We start from the raw sequence: 22,143 nt of genomic DNA, 5'->3' as shown, positions 1-22,143 counted from the left end.
CTTAAAAGCTTTGATTTAAAGACTAAAGTCCTTACTACAAACCTGTAATTCAACTTCACTTTCCATTTTGCAACTTTCTTACCTCTTTGTGTACGCTCATCCCAATTTCTAGCGCCTCATTTAGCAACCGCCCGTATTCAGTCGCCCGATCGCTCACATCCAGCGCCATCAAAGCAGCCAAATTACTTTCAATATTAGTAAATAACTCGTAACGGCGGTCGATAAATTTCTTATTTTCCCTGAGAATCCTCTCTGTTTTCAAAGCACATACTAAACTTTCTCTAGTAATTTTTAATGCCTCAATCGCATCTCCTCGGTTAATTAAATTGGCTTGTAAATTGCCAGCATCCGTTAGGCGATCGATAATATCTAAAGCATGAATCACTTCATGATACTTCTCAACTTCATCTAGCAGACCCGCCAGCGTTGCCAGAGGCTTGGCCTTAACCCATTTATAGGCATTCCAAGCAACAGTAATCGCCAGCGACAAACTCAAAGTTATTTGTAAAACCCGGACAAATATTTCAGCATCGCTAAATAAACCAACATTATGTTTATTAGCCAGTAAAGCAACAGGCAGCGAAACAACTAATGTCAGGCAAAATATTAGCAACTCATTCAACAAAAGAGAGAACAGCTTTTTCCCGTCCCGGAGTGCAGCAGGTCGGTAAAAATCCGCTGCAAAACCCTCGCTCAAAGCTATTCCGCTCAAATCTTCCAACTCCTTATCAGAAATTTTTAACTGTTCCAAATCCGCTTGTATCACTCTTCAAAATCTCCTTTAATTGGGATTAATTACGATCCTCCCAGAGACATAATTGATTGCCACAGACTCATATAAAAATTGCTTTCTCGGTCTCTGAACAGTTGAAAAGCCATTCCCGGCGACCCCAAAAACGGTCTCAGCGTCCATCCCAACTGAGTCCCAACAAACGCATAAAGTCCCAACCAAAAGCGCAAAATATTTAGCCTGATGTCTTTGCCTTCCGCATCTTGTTCTGAAAGAAAGTGCATTCCTTGATAAATGAAATTTACTCCCAAAAATCCTGTGATTGCCATGATAGCAACATTCAGCACCAGATAAAAATTGTAATTAGTACTGCTTATGAGGAAAAACAAACTAACAGGTGCAAATCCAAACAGCAAAACGCTAATCATCGCCATCGCTGTCATCAACAATGTCAAATACTGCTCAAAAGTTCGTTTTGAACCAAACATGACATTAAAAAAGTAAAGTGTGGGAAAGCAGATAATCAGCGTCAGCAAGTAAAGTGCTGGCAACTTAATTGCTGAAACCAGACATTGCATCCACGTACTAGATGCACCTAATATCGCTCCGTAAATGCCAAAAAATACGGTACTAGAAATCAACAAACCGAAAATTTTAGATTTGAGCTTTACACCTTGGCGAATTTCTTCAAGAAATTGTTGCCGTTCCCGCAGCAAATACATTACTACTGAAAAATATTTCACGGGCTCTCCTTGTGACTGATGCGACTCCGAATCAGTCATAACTCAAGCTGAGTTCGATCGGCAATCTTGCCAAATCAGGGCACTCTATGTTAACTAATTATTCTTGCAGATACAGGACTTACAGAAAACCTAATTCTGTAGGGTGTTCTTCTGCCACGCACCTTACCGCTATTAACTATCGGCTGGATATTTCTAGTCAAATTCTAGTCACATTGTCTCCACATTGTATCCAAAAAGGTCATTTGATAGTCATTTGATAGTCATTTGATAGTCATTTGATAGTCACTTTGACCGCCGAATCAGCCGTATTCTGGGCAATAAAAAACCTCAAACCGTTGATTTCTCCTTGGTTTGAGGTTTTTGTAGGCGCAAGCGGGCAGCGGGAATCGAACCCGCATAGTTAGCTTGGAAGGCTAAAGTTTTACCACTAAACTATGCCCGCGCACAGAAACTAAACATACCACAAGTCTCTGGGGATTGCAATAGGTCTGTGCAAAAATTTTGAAGACCTCCCTCACACAGGCTGAATCGGGACTTGCGGGCCGATCGCCCCCTCGCCCCAAAAATCCCCGTCTCCCATGCTGCGTAAGACTTTACGGATGGAAATAATCGTAAATTTGCTGCGCCAGACGCGGGCCAATCCCAGAAACTTCTGCTAACTGTTCGGGAGTCGCTAAACGGAGGTAGTCGATCGACCGAAAATGTGCCAACAATTGTTTTTGTCGGTGGTGTCCCAATCCAGGAATTTCATCAAGGCGCGATCGCTTCATTCTCTCGCTTCTTCGATCCCGGTGAAAACTCACAGCAAACCTGTGCGCCTCATCCCGCACCCGGCGCAATAATTGTACGCCCGGTTGCTCAGAATTAGTTTGCAGCGGCAAAGATTCCCCCGGCAAAAATATCTCCTCTCGCTGCTTTGCCAAACTGACAACGCGCAACTCTTCTAGCAAATTCATTTCCCGCAAAACAGCCACAACTGCTGACAGTTGACCTTTGCCACCATCTATCATAATTAAGTCGGGTTTGTCGGAAATAGTATGAGAAACTGAGGATAAATTGCTGATTTCTGCCGGTTCTTCTAAATCGCTAAATCCATGTTCCATCTTGGCTGTTTCTTCTTCCTTCAATCCTCGGAATCGGCGACCGATAACTTCTGCTAAACTCGCAAAATCATCAGAATGACCCGATTTAATTTCAGGATTTTTAATTTTGTAATGGCGGTAGTGTTGATTGGCGGGCAAACCGTCAATGAATACAACGCGGGAAGCTACCGCGTCAGAACCTTGAATGTGAGAAATATCGTAACCTTCAATGCGGCGAGGAACTTCTGGCAAATCGAGAATTTCTGCTAAATCTTCCATTGCTTGAGAATTGCGATCGCTCAATCTTTGCATTCTCGCCAATTCATACTCAGCATTTCGTTCCACCATCTCAATCAACTCAGCCTTAGTTTGCCGCTGCGGCGTCAAAATCGTAACTTTGCGCCCCTTACGGTTGCTCAACCAATCGGCTAATATTTCCGCTTCTGGCAATTCGTACTGCACAGAAATTTCGCTGGGAATTTCTACAGATTCGACATTTTGATAGTGTTCTTCCAACACCCGCTGCAAAATCGCTCCGGCCTCTACCCCCCCCGATTGTAGGGGCGGTGCCCCCGTGCCCGCCCTGGGTTGGGGAGGTATTTCCGCCATAAATCCCAATCTTCCGACCAATTGACCGGCGCGAATTTGAAACAATTGAACGCAAGCGTGTTGACTATCGGCCGCAAGTGCGATCGCATCCCTGGAAACCGTATCGTCGGGCAAAGACACTTTTTGACCCGCACTCAAAGACTGCAAACCTTTAATTTGATCGCGAATGCGCGCCGCCGTTTCAAAGTTTAAATCTTCGGCTGCCTCTTCCATTTGGGGCTGCAAAATATCGAGCAATTCCTCAGTCCTTCCCTGGAAAATCATCGCTACTTTTTGGATGATTTTTCGATATTCTTCCGGCGAAGTTAACCCTTGACAAACGCCAACGCAGCGCCCGATGTCGTAGTTCAAACAGGGACGGTCTTTAAACAGCGGTTGAGGGCGTTGCCGCAGCGGGAAAATTCGCTTAATTAAATGTAGCGTACTCCGCAGCGCCCCTGTATCGACGTAAGGGCCGTAATAGCGGTCTTTGGCACTACCTGCGCGGCGTTTGCGGGTGATAAAAATGCGCGGGTATTCCTCCGACCAAGTTATGCACAAATAAGGATATTTTTTATCATCTTTCAGGAGTACATTAAAGTAAGGTTGGTGCTGTTTTACGAGGTTTGCTTCTAATGCTAAAGCTTCTGCTTCTGTGTCGGTGGCGATGAATTCAATTTCGCGCACTTGCTGCACCATCATCGCGATGCGGGGACTGAGATTTTGGCTTTCGCGGAAGTAGGAACGGACGCGGTTTCGGAGTTTTTTGGATTTGCCGATGTAAAGGATGCGATCGCTCTCATCGCGCATTAAATATACACCAGGAACCGCCGGAATTTCTTTGAGGCGACTTTCTAGGCGTTCCGAGTCTTTAACTAACGGCAGAGTTTTTGTGGATGGCATTGCAAGCTATCTCAGCAAAATTGAGACTGATTGTACACTCTTTTATTTTACCTTAATTGGGTCGATTTTGACTGCTGCGACCGTCGCCCAACCCACCGATTAAACTGGAAAATCAGTTACAGTATCTGAGATAAAAACTTGCGGGTGCGTTCTTCCTTTGGGTTCTGAAAAAACTCTTCGGGTTGGGCTTCTTCCACTAAAACACCGCCATCCATCAACACAATGCGATCGGCAACTTCGCGCGCAAACCCGACTTCGTGAGTCACCACTACCATTGTAATTCCTGTTTGAGCCAAATTTCGCATTACATCTAACACTTCCCGCACCATCTCCGGGTCTAATGCTGATGTCGGTTCATCAAACAGCATGATTTTAGGCTGCATGGCTAGAGAACGTGCAATAGCGACCCGCTGCTGCTGTCCTCCAGACAACTGTCCGGGATATTTTTTTGCTTGTTCCAAAATTCCCACTCTTTCTAATAGTTGCATTGCAACTTCTTCGGCTTTTTTCTTGGGCCAGCGGCGCACCCATACTGGCGCTAGCATGACGTTTTGCAAGACTGATAAGTGGGGAAACAGGTTAAATTGCTGAAACACCATTCCTACTTCGCGGCGAATTGTCTCGATGTTGCGTAAGTCGTGGGAAAGTTCGATTCCGTCGATCGTAATTTTACCTTGTTGGTATTCTTCTAATGCGTTGAATGTGCGAATAAACGTCGATTTTCCCGAACCCGATGGCCCCATCACAACCACGACTTCACCTCGGTTTACGGTCATGCTGACTCCGCGCAGTACGTGAAATTGTCCGTACCATTTATGAACGTTTTCTGCTACGATTACTCTTTCTGGGCTTGTTTGCTGAGTTTCCATAATTTTTGACTTTTTAACCGCAGATGAGCGCTGATGAACGCGGATGAACGCAGATATTTTTTTACCTTTGACCTACTCCTAATGTTCGCTCTATTTTGCGACTCGCTAGGGATATGGAGTAGCAAAATATCCAATAAATGATGCCTACGAATATGTAAACTTCGGCGTACCTGCCAATATAGGATGGATTTGCTAAAACTGCGCGGGATATTCCGATTAATTCTAACATTCCGAATAGAGACAGCAGGGATGTATCCATAAATAATCCTATGAATTGACCGCCGATCGCAGGAATGACGATTCGCAGTGCTTGAGGCAGTACAATGAGAATTGTAAGCAGGGGTGTATTGAGTCCGATCGACCTCGCTGCTTCTATTTGTCCCCTGGGCACGGCCTGCAAGCCACCGCGCACGTTTTCTGCCAAGTATGCCGCACTAAATAACGTTAATCCAGCAATCGCTCTAATCACTCTATCCAATTTCGGATATTCGGGCGGCAGGAATAATTGCAGCATCACTTGACCTAAAAACAAAATGCCAATTAATGGTAAACCGCGAATAATTTCAATGTATAGTGTTGATAACAGTCTTACAACTGGCAAAGAACTTTGTCGACCGAGTGCTAGCAATACTCCCAAAGGAAAGGAAAGCACAATACTAATAACTGCTAAAAACAGCGTCAATACTAAACCGCCCCAATCATTTGTTGACACTTCTGTCAAACCTAACCCACCTTTAATTAGCCACAAAACTATTGGGAAGGAAAGAACCCACATTGCAGGTATCCAACTCATTATTTTAGGGTGAATTTGTCTCCCCGCCCAATAGCTAGCAGCCGCTACAATAATATTTGCTAGCAGGTAAAAACGAGATGTTAAGTCGATCGGCGAAATGACCGCACCCACAACCGCAGCACCCAGTATAATTAGTAAAGGCGGATTCCAAAGACGTTCTTGCCGCTGAATGTTTCCCCAAGTTAATCCTCCCAAGAAAGCAATTATGGCCGATACTATCCACAGCCGCCAGTAGGATTCGCGGGGAAATCTGCCCGCGAAAAATAGCGGCAAGTTGGCTTCTAACACGCGCCACTGAGCTTTTGTTGTTGCCCAAACGATAATTCCTTTAATAGTTTGGAAGGCGATAATTAGGCAAACTACCGTCAGAAGGCTGTTGTACCAGGTACTAAATAAATTTTTGCGCGCCCAATTCCAAGGGGTAGGCGATTCGGTGGCTGGGGGCGGTAATACAGGTATTGTTTCCATCAGTTTTTAGTTATTATTAATTTCTAATACTGTTCGCTAAGATTCCTAAAATTTTATTCACATCTCTCAAGTAATATTCACCTAAATCAATTTCAATAATTTGTTCTTGCAACTTCAGGAATTTCCAGATAGTACCTGTAGTAACAGTCCCATAAATCGCAGGAATTTCGTTACCTTCACGTTCATTAAATATTCTAGCAGCCAACATTTCTGCTACGCACTCTCCCAATCCGCCATTGATATTTTCCTTCTTGGCTTCTACAATGATGATTGTTGGGACTCTAACAATTAGTAATTCGGGGGAATGACTGATCAGAAAGTCGCAACTTCCATTTAATCCTTTTTCAACATCTACGGTAAAGTCTATTCCCGAAAACAAACTAATTTCCAAGTTTAACTGTTTTCTAAGTTCGATCAAAATCGGTGCGATAATCATTTCCGAGCGAGCTTTTTCCGTGTTGCTGCTCAATGCTAAGGGTATATTATCTTTGAGAATTTCTGCCAGTAACCTACTCGGCTCTAATTCTGAGACAGCAGCGAACATATCAATTTTATCGGAAATCGTTAAATCAAAATTTTTAGTTACTCTGTCTAAGCTAAAGTCACTGTATGCCATTTAACGCGATCTCCTTTTATCACCCTTAAAATATATTAAAGTTAAACTATTTACCTCTCCTTGATTTGTACGGTTTTATTGTACCAATTCATGAACAAAGAAACTATCAAACTAATTGTGAGGTATGTTACCATGATAATTAACATTGCTTCGATCGCCCGACCGGTCTGATTCAAGGTCGGAGAACCCACCACAAAATAAACGTCGGGATAAGCAACCGCAACCGCTAAACTCGAATTCTTAGCTAAATTCAGATACTGACTGGTTAAAGGCGGCACAATCACCCGCAAAGCTTGCGGCAAAATTACCATCCGCATCATTGTTCCAGACTTCAGCCCTAAAGACTTTCCCGCTTCCCACTGACCTCTCGATACTGACTGAATTCCGGCCCGCACAATTTCTGCAATGTAACTGCCAGTATACAAGCTGAGTCCTGTCACTAGGGCGGCAAATTCCGGAGTTAATTTTAATCCTCCTTCGAGTTGCAATTCTGGTGTCAGGCGGGGGAAATCTAGGCGAAAAGGCAGATTTTTGGTGATAATAAAAGCTAAGATTGCACTCAGCCCGATCGCACCTAGAGCCCAAAACAACTGTTTTCCCGGCTTAGCTTCTTCCAACATCACCCGCGCCCGCCACATCCAAAGCCCAGCGGCAGCCAAAACTCCGACAGTTAGCAAAATCAACCAAATCTCAAAACCCGGCAAAGCCACAGGCCAAGGTACAGCAATGCCGCGATTTGTCAAGTAAATCGGCCCCCTCATCTGCTGATTGTCTTCCAGCTTGGGCAGGGAAATGAAAACTGCAAAATACCAGAAAAATAATTGCAGCAATAACGGCGTATTTCGCAAAATTTCCACATACAAACCAGCCAAACTTCGCAGCAGCCAATTGTCGGAAAGGCGCGCAATTCCTACCGTCAAACCCGCAACTGTGGCGAAAATAATGCCTATACCCATCACCCGCAGCGAGTTGATTAAACCGACTAAATAAGCTTGTCTGTAACTGTTGGCGGGACTGTAGGGGATTACACTTTCACCGATGTCAAAAGATGCTTGGGAATTGAGAAAATCAAATCCAAACGCAATCCCCAGTTGCGAGTAATTGGCACTGAGATTGTCCCAGAGAATGGCGATAACAACTATTACTAAAATTAGGGCGATCGCCTGTCCGGCTATTTTCCAGAAGCGATCGTCCCGCAGCAGTTTTGATATATCTTTAAATTTGGGCAATTTCTGCGATTTGCCCGGTTGAGGTTCTGGGTTCATAACTGTTTAATGTAGAGCACACTATACCTAACTTTAGCCTGCCTAAAATATCTTGTAGGCTACACCTAGAAAGCACCCTACAAGTCGGGTAAGCGCGGAGTACCTTGCTGTCTAAAATATCTTGTTGGTTAACTGTTAACAGTCAACAGTCAACAGTTAACACTCAACTGTCAACAGTTAAAAGTCAACAGTTAACTAAAATTAACGGAACGGCGGCGAGTAAAGCAAACCGCCATCTTTCCAGAGTCTGTTTTGACCACGTTCTAACTTGAGTGTACTTTTGGGGCCGAGGTTGCGATCGTACATTTCCCCGTAATTCCCGACTTTCTTCACAACGCGGACAGCGTAGTCGTTCGGGAGTCCCAAACCTTTACCTAAATCTCCTTCTGTTCCTAGCAAACGTTTGACGTTAGGGTCTGTAGTGCTTGCAACAAGTTGGTCTACATTTCCTGAATTAATTCCCAAATCTTCAGCTTCAATCGCAGCAAAAACGACCCATCTCACCGCGTCAGCCCATTTAGGATCGCCGCTTTTCACGGCTGGGGCTAACGGTTCTTTTGACATCACGATCGGCAAAACAACATTATTCTCGGAATTCGGCAGAGTTGTCCGCTTCGAGACTAGCTGCGATCGATCGGCAGTAACACCTTGACAGCGACCTTCTTGATAAGTAGCAAAGACAGCATTCACATCTTCAAACACAACTGGAGTGTATTTAATTCCTAATTTTCGCATTTGGTCGGACAAATTTTGTTCGGTGCTCGTACCTGTCTGCACGCAGATAGATTTGCCCGCAAAATCTTTTAAACTTTTGATGCCGCTGTCTTTTTTGACCATGATGCTTTGAGAGTCATAAAAGATCACCGGGGCAAATTCCAGTCCGGTAGTGCTGTCGCGGCTGGCCGTGTAGGTGGTATTTCGGCTGAGAATGTCGATTTCTCCGGCCTGCAAAACTGTAAATCTATCTTTAGCGTTGAGCTTTCGGTACTCGACTTTTTCGGGGTCGTCAAATATTGCCGCCGCTACAGCCCTGCACACATCCACATCCAGTCCCGAATATTTGCCTTTTTCGTCTACAAAGCTAAAACCCGGCAGTTCGCCGCTGACGCCACAAATCAGTTTGCCGCGGCTGACAATTGTATCTATCCGGCTGGAACCTTGTTGCGAGTTGCCGCCTGCAGTAGTTGTTGCTGTTGTTTGTCCGATTTGTGCCGATCGATCCCTACAAGACGCCAACGGTGCCACAAATAACACACTTGCTAGTAGCAGAAATCCCCATTTACGCATAGATTTTAGTAGAACGCTTTCCTGACAATCCTACCTTGTAGCTGTCGAGAACTGTGGCGATCGGCGATCTACAAAAGCCTCCGGCTTCAAATTAGCCGTTCTGCATCCGGTGCTGCACAGCAGCAACTGCACCGACTACCCGCCTGTTTTTTTTTGAGCAAACTGGGAGCCCAGAGTTGGAAACCCGGTTTCCGGCTGGAGGTCTGGTCGTCAAACCTAAGATTTATCCTTGAAACCCGGTTTCTTTTCTGCTATTTCTGCCCAGCGCAAGGGCTCATGGCCCTTCCCTGGAATATTTATCCGATTTTGATTGAATCCGCTCACAGTAGCTCTGGTGCGAGCCGCTGCTCAGCTAAATCGCGGATTAGGGAAAGCCGAGACTGGATGTATTCGTCCAACACATCTGCTTCTTTGCCATTAAGCGCAGAGTTCGTTTTTAACTGCTTTAGCAGCCACTGTACCAAGGTCGCATCGTCTAAATTGACTAACAGAGTAGCTTGGGTGGTCTCAATTAATGACCAGAGTTGGCGTAACATGACTGGAGTCATAAAACCTCGTTGAGCGTAAATACGCACTTAATGGGCGGGGATAGCGAAAAGCGGGTCTTGGTGTCTCAAGCCGATAGACGAAAAGCACCCTTATGTCGATCGGCTTAATGATTATTTTATATTTGACCACATTAACTTAATACAGTAGTGTCATAAGTTACAACACACAAGATGTTATAAGAGTTCCCAATTCCTTCACATTGAGATAAATATCTTGATAAAAGATTAAAAATCTTTACAAGCGAGCGATCGCGGGGCTGCCAAGAGCCGTCCGCGATCGGGCTGGAGAGCCCGGTTCAAAACAAAATTGATTGATTACTCACTAGCCACCAACTTTTCAACCCCCGCCAGAATTATTTCTAATTCAGCGATGATTCTTGTAGCCCCCTCCAAATCATTAGATTCAGCCCGACTTTGAAGCTGATCTGCCATGTCGGGCATTAACCGCACGGCCGCCGTAGCGCTGACACCTTTAATTTGATGAGCGTGGCGGGCGAGTGTCTCCATATCTCCCGAAGCAATCGCCTCCTTAGCAGCTTCTAAATAACTACCAGTATCCACCACAAAAGCTTGCAGTATTTCCCGCTCAAACTCTAAATCAGCGCCCGAAATTTCGTGCAGACGTGCCATATCGACTAGCGATTCGATATCGGGCTCAGAATTTTGAAGTTCCTCGCCCTTAAACTTGGGAGTTTCAATTTTTAGCTTGGCGGACCAATTTTCTAGTACCGATTTTAACTTTTCAATCGCAATAGGTTTGCTAATATAATCGTCCATGCCCGCCGCCAGACACTTTTCCCGATCGCCCTTCAAAGCATTCGCCGTCATCGCAATCACCACCGTCTTTTGATGCGGCTGCATCTTCCCAGCAGCAACATCTGCCGCTTCTAGGCGGCGCAATTGCAGCGTTGCTTCGTAACCGTCCAAAACCGGCATCTGACAGTCCATCAACACAATGTCATACTTTTTCAGAGCAACCATAGATACCGCCTCTGCACCGTTATTGGCCACATCCGCCGCGCATCCCAAAACTCTGAGTTGATTCAGACCAACTTTTTGATTGATTGGAGTATCTTCAACTAACAAAATCTTTAAACTTGCTAAGTCCCGGTTGTCAATAGCTGAGGCTCGATTGGACGTTGAATTTGGCAGCGGCTCATCAATCAGCGTCATCGGGGCGATCGCATTCGCCAAGCAATCAAATAGTCGGTGAGCTTTCACAGGTTTAGTTAAATACCCGCTAAAACCGCTATCTACCAAGCGTTTCGCCTCTGCAAGCTGAGTCATTGAAGTCAGCACCACCCACTTTGTTTGCTGCATTGCAGGCTCAGAAATCCTCAAGCGTTCGAGACTCCCCGCCACCATTTCCGGCAACTGAATATCAACCAAAACGATATCGTAAGGGGAATTAAGGCTGACAGCTTTGTACATAGATGCGATCGTCATCCAACCGTTCTCAACCTCCTCAACCTCCATTCCCCACAAAACAGCCATTCTCACTAGCACTTTTCGCACTGTCGGCTTGTCGCTGGCAACTAACATTTTTCGCCCTGCCAGCACCGTTTCAAAATTCACTTCGCACGCTGTGCCGACAGCAGTTAAATTTTCATTAACAGTCGGCACAGTAAACCAAAAAGTCGAGCCTTTGCCAGGGGTACTTTCCACACCGATTTGCCCACCCATTAACTCCACCAACTCCTTAGAAATAGCCAGCCCCAAACCTGTGCCACCATATTTTCTTGTCGTAGAGGCATCAACTTGAGTAAAAGATTGAAACAGCTTTTTTTTGTCTTCGGGAGCAATCCCAATCCCTGTATCTGTGACTTTAAATAGCAGGAGCATAGAGTCATTATTTTCTGTTTTTAACGCTCCGATATTTTCTAAAATTTTCTGATTGTCGCTGGCTGCCAATAACCCAGAATTACTAGCATTAGCTACCTCAATTACAACTTCTCCTGCTTCTGTAAACTTAATAGCATTGTTGATCAAATTAGTGAGTATTTGCCGCAACCGCGCTGCATCACCTTTAATTTGCACCGGCACGTCGCTGTCAATCAGCGCCACCACTTCTATACCTTTTTCTTGTGCGGGAGTTGCCAACAAATCCAGCACTTCATTCATACAGATACTCAGGTTAAATTCTAGTATTTCTAAGCGCATTTCTCCGGCTTCCAGTTTGGAGAGATCCAGAATATCGTTAATGATGGAGAGTAAATTTTGACCGCTGAGTTTCAGCGTTTGCACAAAGTCAATCTGTTCGGGAGTAAGATTCGTTTTCAGCAGCAAATCAGTCATTCCCATCACTCCATTCATGGGAGTACGGATTTCGTGACTCATATTTGCTAAAAATAGCGACTTCATTCTAGACGCTTCTAGGGCGGCTTCTCGGGCTTGCTGCGCTTGTTCAAAAAGAGTAGATTGCTGAATGGCGATCGCCAACTGCACGCTCAACCTTCCCAGCAAATCCATCTCAGAATCAGTCCAAACACGCGGAGCGCTACACTGATGGGCAATCAGCAATCCCCACAACCGATTTTGACTCGTTTCCAAACTCCTTCCCGGCAGTTCAATTCGAGTTTCCGGCGAATATTCTGCTGCCAACCCCTGACTTTCATCGCCTATAAAAATTGGTACAACTAAATTAGCCCTTACCTGCAAACTAGCAAGTAAATCTCGGTGTTCCTCGCTCAAATTGGCAGTATAAATATCTGCCATTGATTGAATTGTTTCTGCACTGTACAGCCATACATAACTTTCCCCAAAGGATGTTCTTTGAACTTTTCTGCCCAGCAGGGGCATCCAATCATCCCCTACAGATTCCACAACAACCAGCGCTGTTTCCTCGGACTCAAAACGATAAATTACCGTGCGGTCAGTTGCCAGCAACTGTCGCACTTCGTGTACAGCAGTGCTCAGAGTTTGAGTCAGGTTGAGAGACTGGCGGACTCGCTGGGCGATCGCCGAAACCAGCCGTTCTTGTTCTGCTTGTTCGCGCAGCATTCTCTCAGCTTGCTTGCGTTCGGTGACATCGCGAATTACCGCAGCAAAGCACAGCGGTTCGGTGGTTTGAGGGTGCTTGACCAGAAAAGCATTCATCACAACATCAATGGGTTGTCCGTTGCCCAAGTGCTGCATTTGACCTTCGCCTTGCCACTGGCCATGACTGATAATTGTTGGTAAAATCTCTTGACTGAATTTCTGTTGAAAATAAGGCCCAATATAATCCCATATCTCCGTATAAAGCACTGGCGAAAGATCCTCTACACCCACCAGTTTTCGTCCGGCTTCGTTGACAAACAGTGTTTGGCCTTTCAGGGTAGCCATACCGATAAAATCGCTGCTGTTTTCAATCAGCGACACAAATTTTTGCCGTTCTTCTTCTCCTTTTTTGCGTTCGGTAATGTCGCGCTTGACGCAGACATGACAAATTACATCGTCGGCGTTGTTAATCACAGAGTATGCTGCAACGTCGATCGCCAGCGTCTGGCCTTTTTTAGTGCAGTTAGTAATTTCGCCCCGAAAACTTCCTGTTTTCGCTAAACTTTGGGCAATTGCCGAAAAGCGCTCCCCCGCAAGCAGCGGCGAAGCTTCTGCTTCTAATTCTGCGTCTGTGTATTCTAAAAGCGTTTGGTGAGCACGATTTTGTTCGAGGAAAAACCCGTCAGCATCGATAATGACGATCGCATCATTGGAGTTTAAAAATATTTCTCGGTAAAGCTTTAGTTTTTCCTCAGCTCGCTTGCGTTCGGTTATGTCTCTTTTGACATTTACGTAGCAAACTACATCCCCAGCATCATTTAAAACCGCAAAAGCCGAAACCTCCACCTCAACTGTTCCTGCTTGCATAGCCTTAATACAGGTCATTTCGCCTCGGTAACTCCCTGTTTCTGCCAAGCTTTGCAGCACAGACATAAATGCCTGTTCTCCCATGTGAGTGGCAGGCGTTTTTCCCCACAATTTTGACGCGCTGTGACCCAGCAAAGCCGTGTGAGCTTGATTTGTTTCTAAGTAATAGCCTTCGGGGTCTAGGATCGCGATCGCATCGTTGGATTTCAAAAAGATTTGTTGATAAAGTTGCAGCTTCCGTTCAGCTTGTTTCCGGCCGCTAATATCCGTGAACAAGCCGTAGTAAACTATCTCCCCCGATGCTTGAAATTCCGGCTGGGAAGCTCCTTGCACCCATTTAAGTTTTCCTGACGGAGTGACAATTCTTCCTTCCCACCGCCAAGGCTGCAAATTTTCAGCAGAAAGCGTCACCGAGTTGAGAAAATCATCTCGATCTTCGGGATGAATCATGTCAACAATTACATTAAAATCCTGCTGAGCAGCCTCTGGTTCTATTTCATACAATTCTCGGCAGCCCGCGCTCACAAACGAGAAGGCCATCGAGCCGTCTGGATGCAAGTCAATTTGATATACCGTACCGGGTACGCTAGCAGTAATTTTTTGCAGTTTGGCTTGGCTTTGATTCCTGGCTTCATCTGTGGCCTGCAATTGACCAATCTCTCTAGAAAAACCCAAAACCCCAAATATATTACCCTCTGCATCGCACAGCGGCACTTTTTGCGTATCAAAGACGTGCTGTTTGCCACCTTCAAAGACGATCGCCTGGTAGGGATTGCGAACCCTCTCCCCAGCCAGCACAGCTCGATCTTCCTCGCGGATGCCCCTAATTGAGTTGTTGCGATCGCCAAATACTAATTCGGCTGAAAACCCTAATTCAATATCATCTTTGCCGATAATTTCCTCAACATTTTTCCCCACACATTCAGCAAAACTTTGATTGACAAAAATGTATCTAAAGTTTCTATCTTTCGCAAACACTCTGTCCGGAGCCTCGTCCATTACAGCCCGCAACAATAGTTCTTGACTTTCCGAATCCAGAGCAAAATTATTTGGAAATCTATCCTTGGCACTGGTCGTTTGACCTGCTAAAGTTACTAACTGTTTGGCACCAATTTGAGCGACAGTGTGGAGCAAACAAAGGTGTTCCAAATTAAAAGCAGTTGCTTGCTCTGCACCAATGAAAAATACTCCCAACAATTCTTCACTTTCATCCAGGTTGGCTGGTGCCATCAAGACAGACTGAAACTGAGCAATTGGTGGCGGAGTGACGTTGTGCGCCCAGTCCCGATTGCCAGCAAGCCATTCAGCGCGAGCAGCTTGCAAGCGCCCTTCCATTTCGGCTTTGGTGCTAGCACTTAACGGCTGTAAGTGTTCCAGATATATTTGATCGTCCGGTAGCGTCAAAATTGCGATCGCCTGTGTGGGAATGAGGCGATCGAGATGTGCCAGACACGCAGACCAAATTTCCTCAACACTGAGAGCGGCTTGAACTTTTGCAGTAAGTTCATTGAGAACTTGCAGTTCCAAGGTACGCTGGCGGACTTTTGCTTTGAGGCTGGCGGCTAGGATTTGCATAGTGCTCACCAAACTGGTTTGCTTATATTATAATTATTGATTTTTAAACTTTTTCAAACAATCATCTTAAAATACATCCGCCGAAAAAACAACTTTTTTATATTGAAATTACCTTCAACCGATAAAAAAAAAGCGTGCGATCGGGAGCAAAGCGGCACCGCAAAGCACCAGGTTCGCTCCCGCAGCGAGATTGGACGGCGAAATTATCCCATTAAAATTACGTTATCGATCACATGGATCACACCGTTATCAGCTTCGATATCCGCAGCGACAACTGTAGCATTTTTCACCTCAAAACCGTCAGAACAATCAATTTTAATCAGCGAACCTTCCAAGGAAGTAACAAAACCGAGTTTTGCCAAATCAGCTTTCATAAACTTGCCGGAGACGACGTGAAACATCAAAATCCTAGTGAGTTGGGGAACGTTCTGCACTAGGGTTGTGATAGTTCCTGGCGGCAATTTCGCAAAAGCATCGTCAGTGGGTGCAAAGACAGTAAAAGGGCCCGGACTTTTGAGCGCGTCTACTAAATTAGCTACTTGCACGGCTGTTACGAGGGTTTGGAACGAACCCGCACCTACGGCAATATCAACAATATCAGGCATTGTGTTTTACCTCATCTGGGAAAAAAGTTCTATTAAGTATCGTAAACTGAGGCGGGCAACAATACCTACTGTCTTTTTTGAAAAATTGGTAATTCTTTTGTAGTGAGGACTTCAATCCTCAGATTTTTGATGAGGACTTCAGTCCTCACTACAAACCTAATAATATAGGACTTACGCATGGGGATCCAGAAACCGGGTTTTTTACGAAAATACTTCGTTAAAACCCGAAGATTAGGTAAAAAAACAAGTTTGGATGAGTCGGAGTGCGTAAGTCCTGTAATAGTTATTTTACCAGATATAATATTACTAACCGCTTGGCAATTTAACGGCGCGGTGCTTTTCAGTTGTTACAAGACTGCTGGCGATTGTGATACCAAAACCTCTGTTTTTAAATCGGCTACTTCAGTATTTAGGTTTTCTCCCTTTTGTATGCTAAAACGGCCGTACAAAATTGAAATTTCAAAAATATCCGTATGAATTAAAGCTGGTTTCCGGTGCGCGTCTTCACCCAAATGAAAACCAATCAAATCAGCTAATGGTTCTTTTACTTCCTCTTCATCATGCACCTCCCACATAATTTCTCGGCAGTCTTGAAAAACTAAAGAGTAAGGCAATCGATCGCCTGTAGGATCGTAGATACATTCCAGTAATACTTCATTCCCCCACAAAGACACCTGGACATTTTTCACGAGGGATGTAAGTCCACCTAAATTAAGCAAGTTGTAGTCATCAGGCATATTAATTACTCACTTTTTCTCCAGGAATGTGCGTATCAGGAATCTGATTGCCAAATTCATCGCATGTTTGGAGTACCCTACCATCTTTGTCAAGACGCAAACCCCAGTTTATTCTTCTACCATCTGAGCCATATCGCGGTGCTGGCAGGCGAACAACTTCACTATTAGTGCGGATTATGACTTTTGACCTGTCAGAAAATTTGTATTCAACATAATTTCCTGAAGAACTTTTTACCTTAGCACCCAGTCCGCGCAAAAAGTCATCGACTTCTTGGCGAGTCATCCAGGTTAAGTCTCCAAACTCAGATGCAATTCCATTTCCTCCTACTCCCTGACTCGGCACGCAAGTCTCCTCACCAACCATTGCCTCTTCGAGTTTAGCACAGTTGCAGAATCGGAAAAAGGAAGTTCGGCAACGGATTCGCTTTCTGAAGAGGTAACGGATGTAACTGATAAATGGATGGAAGAAGGATAAAGGATAAAGGAAGAATCATTCCTAAAATTCGCAATGGCCAATGCTTTTCGGCCCAATTATCAATTCCCAATGACCAATTATCAATTCCCAAAACAAATAGGGGGTGCTTTGCGCCCCCCTACTCATTAACTAAAACTAACTAAAGTAGGAAACAATTATTAGCCGCCGATTTGCACTTTCACCACGCGGTTCTTTTCTGCTTCCGCTTTGGGCAAATTCAGGTGCAAAACTCCATTTTTGTACTCAGCTTCTACGCTGTCATTTTGAACCCGTGCGGGTAGGGGAATCACCCGGCGGAACGAACCGTAGCGGAACTCAGAGCGAGTCATGCCTTTATCTTCACTCTTAGTTTCCAGACGGCGTTCGCCACTGATAGCAACAGCTTCTGCGGTTACTTGTACGTCCAAATCCTTAGCTTCCATGCCCGGAACTTCTAATTTAAGGTGGATGGCTTCGGGAGTTTCATCGAGTTCGGCGGGGGGTACAAAAGCAACACCGTTAGATGCGCGATCGGTGGCCGGTGTCAAGCTATCAAACAACCGATTCATTTCTCGTTGCAAGGAGTCCATTTCCCGCAAAGGTTCCCAACGAATAAGTGCCATAACTAATACCTCGACTATCTGAAGTTTTTAGGGTTGAGAAACACTTGACTCAACCTGTATTTAATATATTCCAGCTCCAGAAACTGGGGGATTCGGTTTTCCGCAAAAAGGCCGATCGCATTACCGAACATTTGCGAGCAATAATGTTGAGGGAGTCGGTTGGAGAGTTGAGATTTGAGATTGACTCCACAGATGAATCTGGAAGTTTGACCAAGAGTCTAAAATTTCAAGTATCCGTTTTTGGGCGAAGTCAGCCGATTTGAGGTTGGAGAGGTGAGATTTGAGATTGACTCCACACATGACTCGGGAAATTTTAACTTTGGTCTAAAATTTTTGGCTCTCCACCACTCCTGTCTGCTAGCAACTATCCGTTTGTGGGCGAAGTCATTGCAGGTGGCGGTATTCGATCGCATCGGAACCCAACAATTTGAGATTTTAGATTTAATTTAGAATTCCCAACCTAAAATCTTAAATTCGACATATAACGAAACAAAATTAACTCCACCGCGAATGCTGATAAGAAGCGTAGGTATCAAACAAAGCACCCACTAAACCAAAAGTTAGACCAATGACGAAAAAGCCCTGGAGGGGACAGCCGCTGCCGAAAGTAGCTAAGAACTGCAAAATCATGTCTTCTCCAGAACGACCAACTCCTTGGAGAGCAGGCACGAAGCCGATCAGCAAAAAGCTAGTCAATCCCGCGCCGATTAACAATACGGGAGCGACAAAGCTCAACAGGCTGGTCAGCAGTACAGAGCGAAGAAAATTGGGAAAAATGCTCATAAGAGTCAGTAAATTCAGCTAAACTGCCGAAAGGTGCAAGCAAACAAAACTTGTCCTTTTCTACGATAGGCAGCGATCGCCCTCAGTGGCCAGTTCTGTCAGAAATCTTAAATGTTATAGAAAAAACTTGTTTAAGATTTGTAGATAGATTTCATTTTTTGCAGTTGTTCTACACTCGAAATCCCCTTGAGCACCACTACATCTTCGAGCCTCAGTTTGTGGAGTCAGCGGTTGCTGGCAGCAATTTTATTGGGCGGCCAAGTCATGCTGCACTTGCTGAAGGGCAAAATTCACCGTCGCAACACCATCGACCAAATGGCAGCAGTCGGCCCAGAATCTCTGCTGATTGCTTTGCTGACTGCGGGTTTTGTCGGCATGGTATTTACTATCCAGGTAGCGAGGGAGTTTATTAACCTCGGGGCCGGCAATGTCGTCGGTGGCGTTTTAGCTTTGTCTTTGACTCGCGAGCTCGGCCCCGTCTTAACAGCCGTCATCGTGACGGGACGGGTAGGTTCGGCTTTTGCAGCGGAAATCGGCACGATGCAGGTAACAGAACAGATAGATGCCCTGCTGATGCTCAGAACAGACCCGATCGACTATTTAGTAATTCCCCGCGTCCTTGCTTGCTGCTTGATGCTGCCAATTTTAACCATCATGTGTCTCGTCACCGGCATCGTCGGCGGACTGCTGATTGCTACGACAATGTACGGCATCTCTCAAAGCGTGTTTTTAGAATCAGTCCGCAATTTCCTGAGTCTGTGGGATATTTGCAGCGCGGCAATTAAGGCTTTTGTGTTCGGTGGCTTGATTGCTGTAATCGGCACTAGCTGGGGTTTGACCACCACCGGCGGGGCAAAAGGCGTCGGTCAATCGACTACTACGGCGGTGGTGACGGCTTTACTGGCTATTTTTATTGTGAACTTTTTCCTGACTTGGCTGATGTTTCAGGGGACGGGATCTAGCGTACTCAAAGGCTTGTAAGCTAGGAAACAGATAAAATATGAATAATCGGCAACATTCGTTTACTACCCTTGATTTAAACCCGTGAATACCACTGCCTCTTCGACTGCGCCGACAAGTACGATCGAACTCGCTCCGAGTTATGCGATTCCCTTAGTCCTGGTACTGGCGGCCCTACCGCTGCTGTTCGTGCAAAAGTGGGCAAGTTTGCCACTTTCGCTGTTCGGCTTGTTTCTGATGTACCAAACCGCCACCCTCCGGCTGCAATTTACCCCAACCGATTTGGACATTTATCGATCGTCCAACTTAATCCGCCGCTTTCCTTACCGAGAATGGCAAAATTGGCGGATATTTTGGCCCGCTGTGCCGATTTTGTTCTATTTCAAAGAAATTAACAGCATTCACTTTCTGCCGGTTCTGTTCGATCGTAAAATGCTACAGACCTGCTTAGAACAGCGCTGTCCCCGTCAAGACTAAAAAAGTTGTTAATTTTTAATTTTTAACTTTTCCGTGCCCACGCCGAACAAAATTTCCCATGAATTCAGACGAATCTCCAACCCAAGAACCGCAAGCACAACCAGACGCGCCCACCGCTGACGGCGAAGTCAATTTACCCGTGAATGAGACGGAGTACCAACTTCCATCTCAAACACCGGATTTGTCGATCGAGCTTCAGGAGTCCGCCGCTCAACTCCCGGGCGAAACAGACCCGCCGGTGGGCGAGGAAGATGCCGAAATCGCCGAATTCGTGAACGAAGCAGGCGCAATCGCCCAAATTCTGCCCAACACCGACTATCGCGAATCAGAAAGTCCGATCGCTCAAATCGAGCTTCCCACAGACTCCCAGCCAACAGCAACCGCAGAAATGGTAACGCCCATCCCAGAAAATGTTACCGAACAGTTGGCAGATAGAGTCAAAGAATTGCAGCAGCAAGAACAAGCTTTGACAGAAAAAATTGCAGCCTTGGAAGCCGACAAAGCCAATGCTATAGAAGCGTTGGGCCAGGCTCAAGCATCGATCGGGCGTTTGGTACAAGACGGCTTGATTCAATTAGATCAGCGCAAACAAGCGCTACAAATCGAAGTAGAAAAACTCGAACGCCGGCGCGATCGAATTCAAAAGGAAATGCGAACCACTTTTGCCGGCGTTTCCCAAGATTTAGCAATTCGAGTCCAGGGTTTCAAAGACTATTTAGTAGGCAGTTTGCAGGATTTGGCCGCCACCGCCGAACTCTTAGATTTGACCCCACCGATGCAAGAGACACCCAAGCAAATTCCTGCTGAGGAGTCTCAATCCTCAGCACCGGTAAATCCCAAATTTGCCGAACAGGGATTTCAAGAACAAGCCAAACAAATTCGCCGCACCCTCGACCAATATCGCACTGTCCCCGACTACTACGGCCCGCCTTGGCAACTCCGCCGCACTTTTGAACCCATCCACGCGGAACGAGTTTCTAACTGGTTTTTCACCCAAGGAGGAAGGGGTGCTTTGCGGACTATGGGCTCGCGCTTGCAAAATATCTTGATTACTTCGACTATTATTTCTGTACTCAGAAGCGTCTACGGTGGACGGGTGCGGACTTTGGTGCTCGCCAACAGTCCCGAACGTTTGGGAGAGTGGCGCCGGGGTTTGCAGGACTGTTTGGGCATTACTCGCAGCGATTTTGGCCCGGAAAGGGGGATTATTATGTTTGAGTCGGCGGAAGCTTTGGCTCAAAAAGCCGATCGACTGGTGAAAGATGGCAAATTGCCGCTAATTGTCATTGATGAAACTGAGGATTTAATTAGTTTGTCAATCCTGCAATTTCCGCTATGGCTGGCCTTTGCTGCCGATCCGCAAACTTTGATGGCTGCTAAGGATTTTTGATTTGGTAATTGGTAATTGCTAATTGGTAATTGCTAATGAGTAATTGCTAATTGCTAATTATGCTAGGGGAAAGGTTGCAAATTTTAAAAGTACACGAAATCTCAAATTTAAAAATGGCTAGCTGGATAATTTTAAATGGCGCATTGCTAATAGCAGCTTATCTGCTGGGATCGATTCCTACTGGTTACGCCTTGGGGAAATGGATGCTAGGAATTGATATTCGAGAGGTTGGTTCGGGTTCGACTGGTGCGACTAACGTACTGAGGACTTTGGGTAAGTGGCCGGGGTTGGGGGTGTTGCTGGTTGACGTGTTGAAGGGGGTAAGTGCGATCGTCCTAATCCGCTACATTTACTCTCTCACTTTTACCAGCCAGCTAGCAACCGCTGCAGGTTTAGAAAATACTGCAACTGTCATCCCTTGGATGGCAACTTGGGCGGGTTTCTCTGCTGTTTTGGGCCACAGCAAATCTATTTGGCTGGGGTTTACCGGCGGTAAATCTGTGGCTACGAGTTTGGGAGTTTTGCTTGGTTTGTACTGGCCTGTTGGTTTGGGAACTTTCGGAATTTTTGGAATAGTATTTGCGGTGTCGCGAATTGTTTCTTTAAGCTCGATTGTCGGAGCAATTAGCGTTGCTGGATTGATGTTTGCTTTACATCAGCCGCTGGCTTATGTATTGTTTGGAATTGCGGGCGGTGTGTTTGTAATTGTGCGGCATCGGAGCAATATTCAGCGCCTGTTGAATGGTACGGAACCGAGGATTGGAGAGAAATTGGAAACAGCAGCTAGCGATTGATCGGTAG

The 22,143-nt window shown here is 45.6% G+C and carries 20 protein-coding genes and 1 tRNA gene; 5 read left to right on the top strand and 16 right to left on the bottom strand.

Annotated features, from left to right (window positions below; genetic code table 11):
* Positions 1–55: 55 nt before the first annotated feature.
* From QUA57_RS01965 to QUA57_RS01895, 15 genes are all read right to left on the bottom strand, one after another.
* Positions 56–766: a hypothetical protein gene (locus QUA57_RS01965; protein WP_333059131.1), complete on the bottom strand. Its 711-nt coding sequence runs from the start codon at positions 764–766 to the stop codon at positions 56–58.
* 29 nt (positions 767–795) lie between these two features.
* Entirely contained in the window at positions 796–1,473 is a 678-nt protein-coding gene (locus tag QUA57_RS01960) for an actin-binding WH2 domain-containing protein (RefSeq protein ID WP_333059130.1), read from the bottom strand.
* 371 nt (positions 1,474–1,844) lie between these two features.
* A tRNA-Gly gene (locus tag QUA57_RS01955) sits at positions 1,845–1,915 on the bottom strand.
* A gap of 151 nt (positions 1,916–2,066) precedes the next feature.
* Entirely contained in the window at positions 2,067–4,046 is a 1,980-nt protein-coding gene (gene uvrC, locus QUA57_RS01950) for an excinuclease ABC subunit UvrC (protein ID WP_333059128.1), read from the bottom strand.
* Between the two features lie 116 nt (positions 4,047–4,162).
* A complete protein-coding gene (locus tag QUA57_RS01945) occupies positions 4,163–4,915 on the bottom strand; it encodes an amino acid ABC transporter ATP-binding protein (RefSeq protein WP_333059127.1) in 753 nt (250 codons plus the stop codon).
* Positions 4,916–4,976: 61 nt separating this feature from the next.
* A complete protein-coding gene (locus QUA57_RS01940) occupies positions 4,977–6,176 on the bottom strand; it encodes an amino acid ABC transporter permease (RefSeq protein WP_333059126.1) in 1,200 nt (399 codons plus the stop codon).
* 16 nt (positions 6,177–6,192) lie between these two features.
* Positions 6,193–6,792, bottom strand: coding sequence for a hypothetical protein (locus tag QUA57_RS01935; protein WP_333059125.1), 600 nt, complete (start codon positions 6,790–6,792; stop codon positions 6,193–6,195).
* A 50-nt stretch (positions 6,793–6,842) separates the two neighbouring features.
* Entirely contained in the window at positions 6,843–8,057 is a 1,215-nt protein-coding gene (locus QUA57_RS01930; protein ID WP_333059124.1) for an ABC transporter permease subunit, read from the bottom strand.
* Between the two features lie 201 nt (positions 8,058–8,258).
* Positions 8,259–9,344, bottom strand: coding sequence for an amino acid ABC transporter substrate-binding protein (locus QUA57_RS01925; RefSeq protein ID WP_333059123.1), 1,086 nt, complete (start codon positions 9,342–9,344; stop codon positions 8,259–8,261).
* A gap of 320 nt (positions 9,345–9,664) precedes the next feature.
* Positions 9,665–9,892, bottom strand: a complete 228-nt coding sequence (locus QUA57_RS01920) for a hypothetical protein (protein WP_190656515.1) — start codon at positions 9,890–9,892, stop codon at positions 9,665–9,667.
* Between the two features lie 315 nt (positions 9,893–10,207).
* The gene (locus QUA57_RS01915; protein WP_333059122.1) at positions 10,208–15,313 is read right to left on the bottom strand and encodes a PAS domain S-box protein; all 5,106 of its coding nucleotides are present in this window, start codon (positions 15,311–15,313) and stop codon (positions 10,208–10,210) included.
* 203 nt (positions 15,314–15,516) lie between these two features.
* Positions 15,517–15,918: a fasciclin domain-containing protein gene (locus QUA57_RS01910; protein WP_333059121.1), complete on the bottom strand. Its 402-nt coding sequence runs from the start codon at positions 15,916–15,918 to the stop codon at positions 15,517–15,519.
* Positions 15,919–16,265: 347 nt separating this feature from the next.
* Positions 16,266–16,655 carry a hypothetical protein gene (locus QUA57_RS01905; RefSeq protein WP_333059120.1) on the bottom strand — a complete coding sequence of 130 codons (390 nt, stop codon included), beginning with the start codon at positions 16,653–16,655 and terminating at the stop codon, positions 16,266–16,268.
* Position 16,656: 1 nt separating this feature from the next.
* Complete coding sequence (locus QUA57_RS01900) at positions 16,657–17,019, bottom strand: hypothetical protein (RefSeq protein WP_333059119.1); 363 nt, start codon at positions 17,017–17,019, stop codon at positions 16,657–16,659.
* A gap of 269 nt (positions 17,020–17,288) precedes the next feature.
* On the bottom strand, positions 17,289–17,732 hold the full coding sequence (locus tag QUA57_RS01895; RefSeq protein WP_333036736.1) for an Hsp20/alpha crystallin family protein: 444 nt from the start codon (positions 17,730–17,732) through the stop codon (positions 17,289–17,291).
* Positions 17,733–17,972: 240 nt separating this feature from the next.
* On the opposite strand from QUA57_RS01895, the gene QUA57_RS01890 reads away from it, so the two are divergent.
* Entirely contained in the window at positions 17,973–18,182 is a 210-nt protein-coding gene (locus QUA57_RS01890; protein WP_333059117.1) for a hypothetical protein, read from the top strand.
* Between the two features lie 45 nt (positions 18,183–18,227).
* On the opposite strand, the gene QUA57_RS01885 is transcribed toward QUA57_RS01890, so the two are convergent.
* Positions 18,228–18,515: a hypothetical protein gene (locus QUA57_RS01885; RefSeq protein ID WP_333036740.1), complete on the bottom strand. Its 288-nt coding sequence runs from the start codon at positions 18,513–18,515 to the stop codon at positions 18,228–18,230.
* A 186-nt stretch (positions 18,516–18,701) separates the two neighbouring features.
* On the opposite strand from QUA57_RS01885, the gene QUA57_RS01880 reads away from it, so the two are divergent.
* The 4 genes from QUA57_RS01880 (at position 18,702) to plsY (ending at position 22,136) form a co-directional block, all read left to right on the top strand.
* Positions 18,702–19,496, top strand: coding sequence for an MlaE family lipid ABC transporter permease subunit (locus tag QUA57_RS01880; RefSeq protein ID WP_333059116.1), 795 nt, complete (start codon positions 18,702–18,704; stop codon positions 19,494–19,496).
* 63 nt (positions 19,497–19,559) lie between these two features.
* Positions 19,560–19,952, top strand: coding sequence for a DUF3119 family protein (locus tag QUA57_RS01875; protein ID WP_333036744.1), 393 nt, complete (start codon positions 19,560–19,562; stop codon positions 19,950–19,952).
* A 58-nt stretch (positions 19,953–20,010) separates the two neighbouring features.
* Positions 20,011–21,342 (top strand): DUF3086 domain-containing protein, encoded by a 1,332-nt coding sequence (locus QUA57_RS01870; RefSeq protein WP_333059115.1) that lies wholly within the window; start codon positions 20,011–20,013, stop codon positions 21,340–21,342.
* A 113-nt stretch (positions 21,343–21,455) separates the two neighbouring features.
* Positions 21,456–22,136 (top strand): glycerol-3-phosphate 1-O-acyltransferase PlsY, encoded by a 681-nt coding sequence (gene plsY / locus QUA57_RS01865; protein WP_333059114.1) that lies wholly within the window; start codon positions 21,456–21,458, stop codon positions 22,134–22,136.
* Positions 22,137–22,143 lie beyond the last annotated feature (7 nt).

The sequence above is a fragment of the Microcoleus sp. Pol7_B2 genome (assembly GCF_036701035.1).
Lineage (GTDB): Bacteria > Cyanobacteriota > Cyanobacteriia > Cyanobacteriales > Microcoleaceae > Microcoleus.
The sequence above is the reverse complement of the archived record's forward strand: the minus strand, read 5'-3'. Positions and strand labels throughout refer to the sequence as shown.

Bases quoted from the DNA above. Each gene is read 5' to 3' on its own strand.
- uvrC (WP_333059128.1), bottom strand. From the start codon at position 4,046: ATGCCATCCACAAAAACTCTGCCGTTAGTTAAAGACTCGGAACGCCTA.
- QUA57_RS01945 (WP_333059127.1), bottom strand. From the start codon at position 4,915: ATGGAAACTCAGCAAACAAGCCCAGAAAGAGTAATCGTAGCAGAAAAC.
- QUA57_RS01940 (WP_333059126.1), bottom strand. From the start codon at position 6,176: ATGGAAACAATACCTGTATTACCGCCCCCAGCCACCGAATCGCCTACC.
- QUA57_RS01935 (WP_333059125.1), bottom strand. From the start codon at position 6,792: ATGGCATACAGTGACTTTAGCTTAGACAGAGTAACTAAAAATTTTGAT.
- QUA57_RS01930 (WP_333059124.1), bottom strand. From the start codon at position 8,057: ATGAACCCAGAACCTCAACCGGGCAAATCGCAGAAATTGCCCAAATTT.
- QUA57_RS01925 (WP_333059123.1), bottom strand. From the start codon at position 9,344: ATGCGTAAATGGGGATTTCTGCTACTAGCAAGTGTGTTATTTGTGGCA.
- QUA57_RS01920 (WP_190656515.1), bottom strand. From the start codon at position 9,892: ATGACTCCAGTCATGTTACGCCAACTCTGGTCATTAATTGAGACCACC.
- QUA57_RS01915 (WP_333059122.1), bottom strand. From the start codon at position 15,313: ATGCAAATCCTAGCCGCCAGCCTCAAAGCAAAAGTCCGCCAGCGTACC.
- QUA57_RS01910 (WP_333059121.1), bottom strand. From the start codon at position 15,918: ATGCCTGATATTGTTGATATTGCCGTAGGTGCGGGTTCGTTCCAAACC.
- QUA57_RS01905 (WP_333059120.1), bottom strand. From the start codon at position 16,655: ATGCCTGATGACTACAACTTGCTTAATTTAGGTGGACTTACATCCCTC.
- QUA57_RS01900 (WP_333059119.1), bottom strand. From the start codon at position 17,019: ATGGTTGGTGAGGAGACTTGCGTGCCGAGTCAGGGAGTAGGAGGAAAT.
- QUA57_RS01895 (WP_333036736.1), bottom strand. From the start codon at position 17,732: ATGGCACTTATTCGTTGGGAACCTTTGCGGGAAATGGACTCCTTGCAA.
- QUA57_RS01885 (WP_333036740.1), bottom strand. From the start codon at position 18,515: ATGAGCATTTTTCCCAATTTTCTTCGCTCTGTACTGCTGACCAGCCTG.
- QUA57_RS01870 (WP_333059115.1), top strand. From the start codon at position 20,011: ATGAATTCAGACGAATCTCCAACCCAAGAACCGCAAGCACAACCAGAC.
- plsY (WP_333059114.1), top strand. From the start codon at position 21,456: ATGGCTAGCTGGATAATTTTAAATGGCGCATTGCTAATAGCAGCTTAT.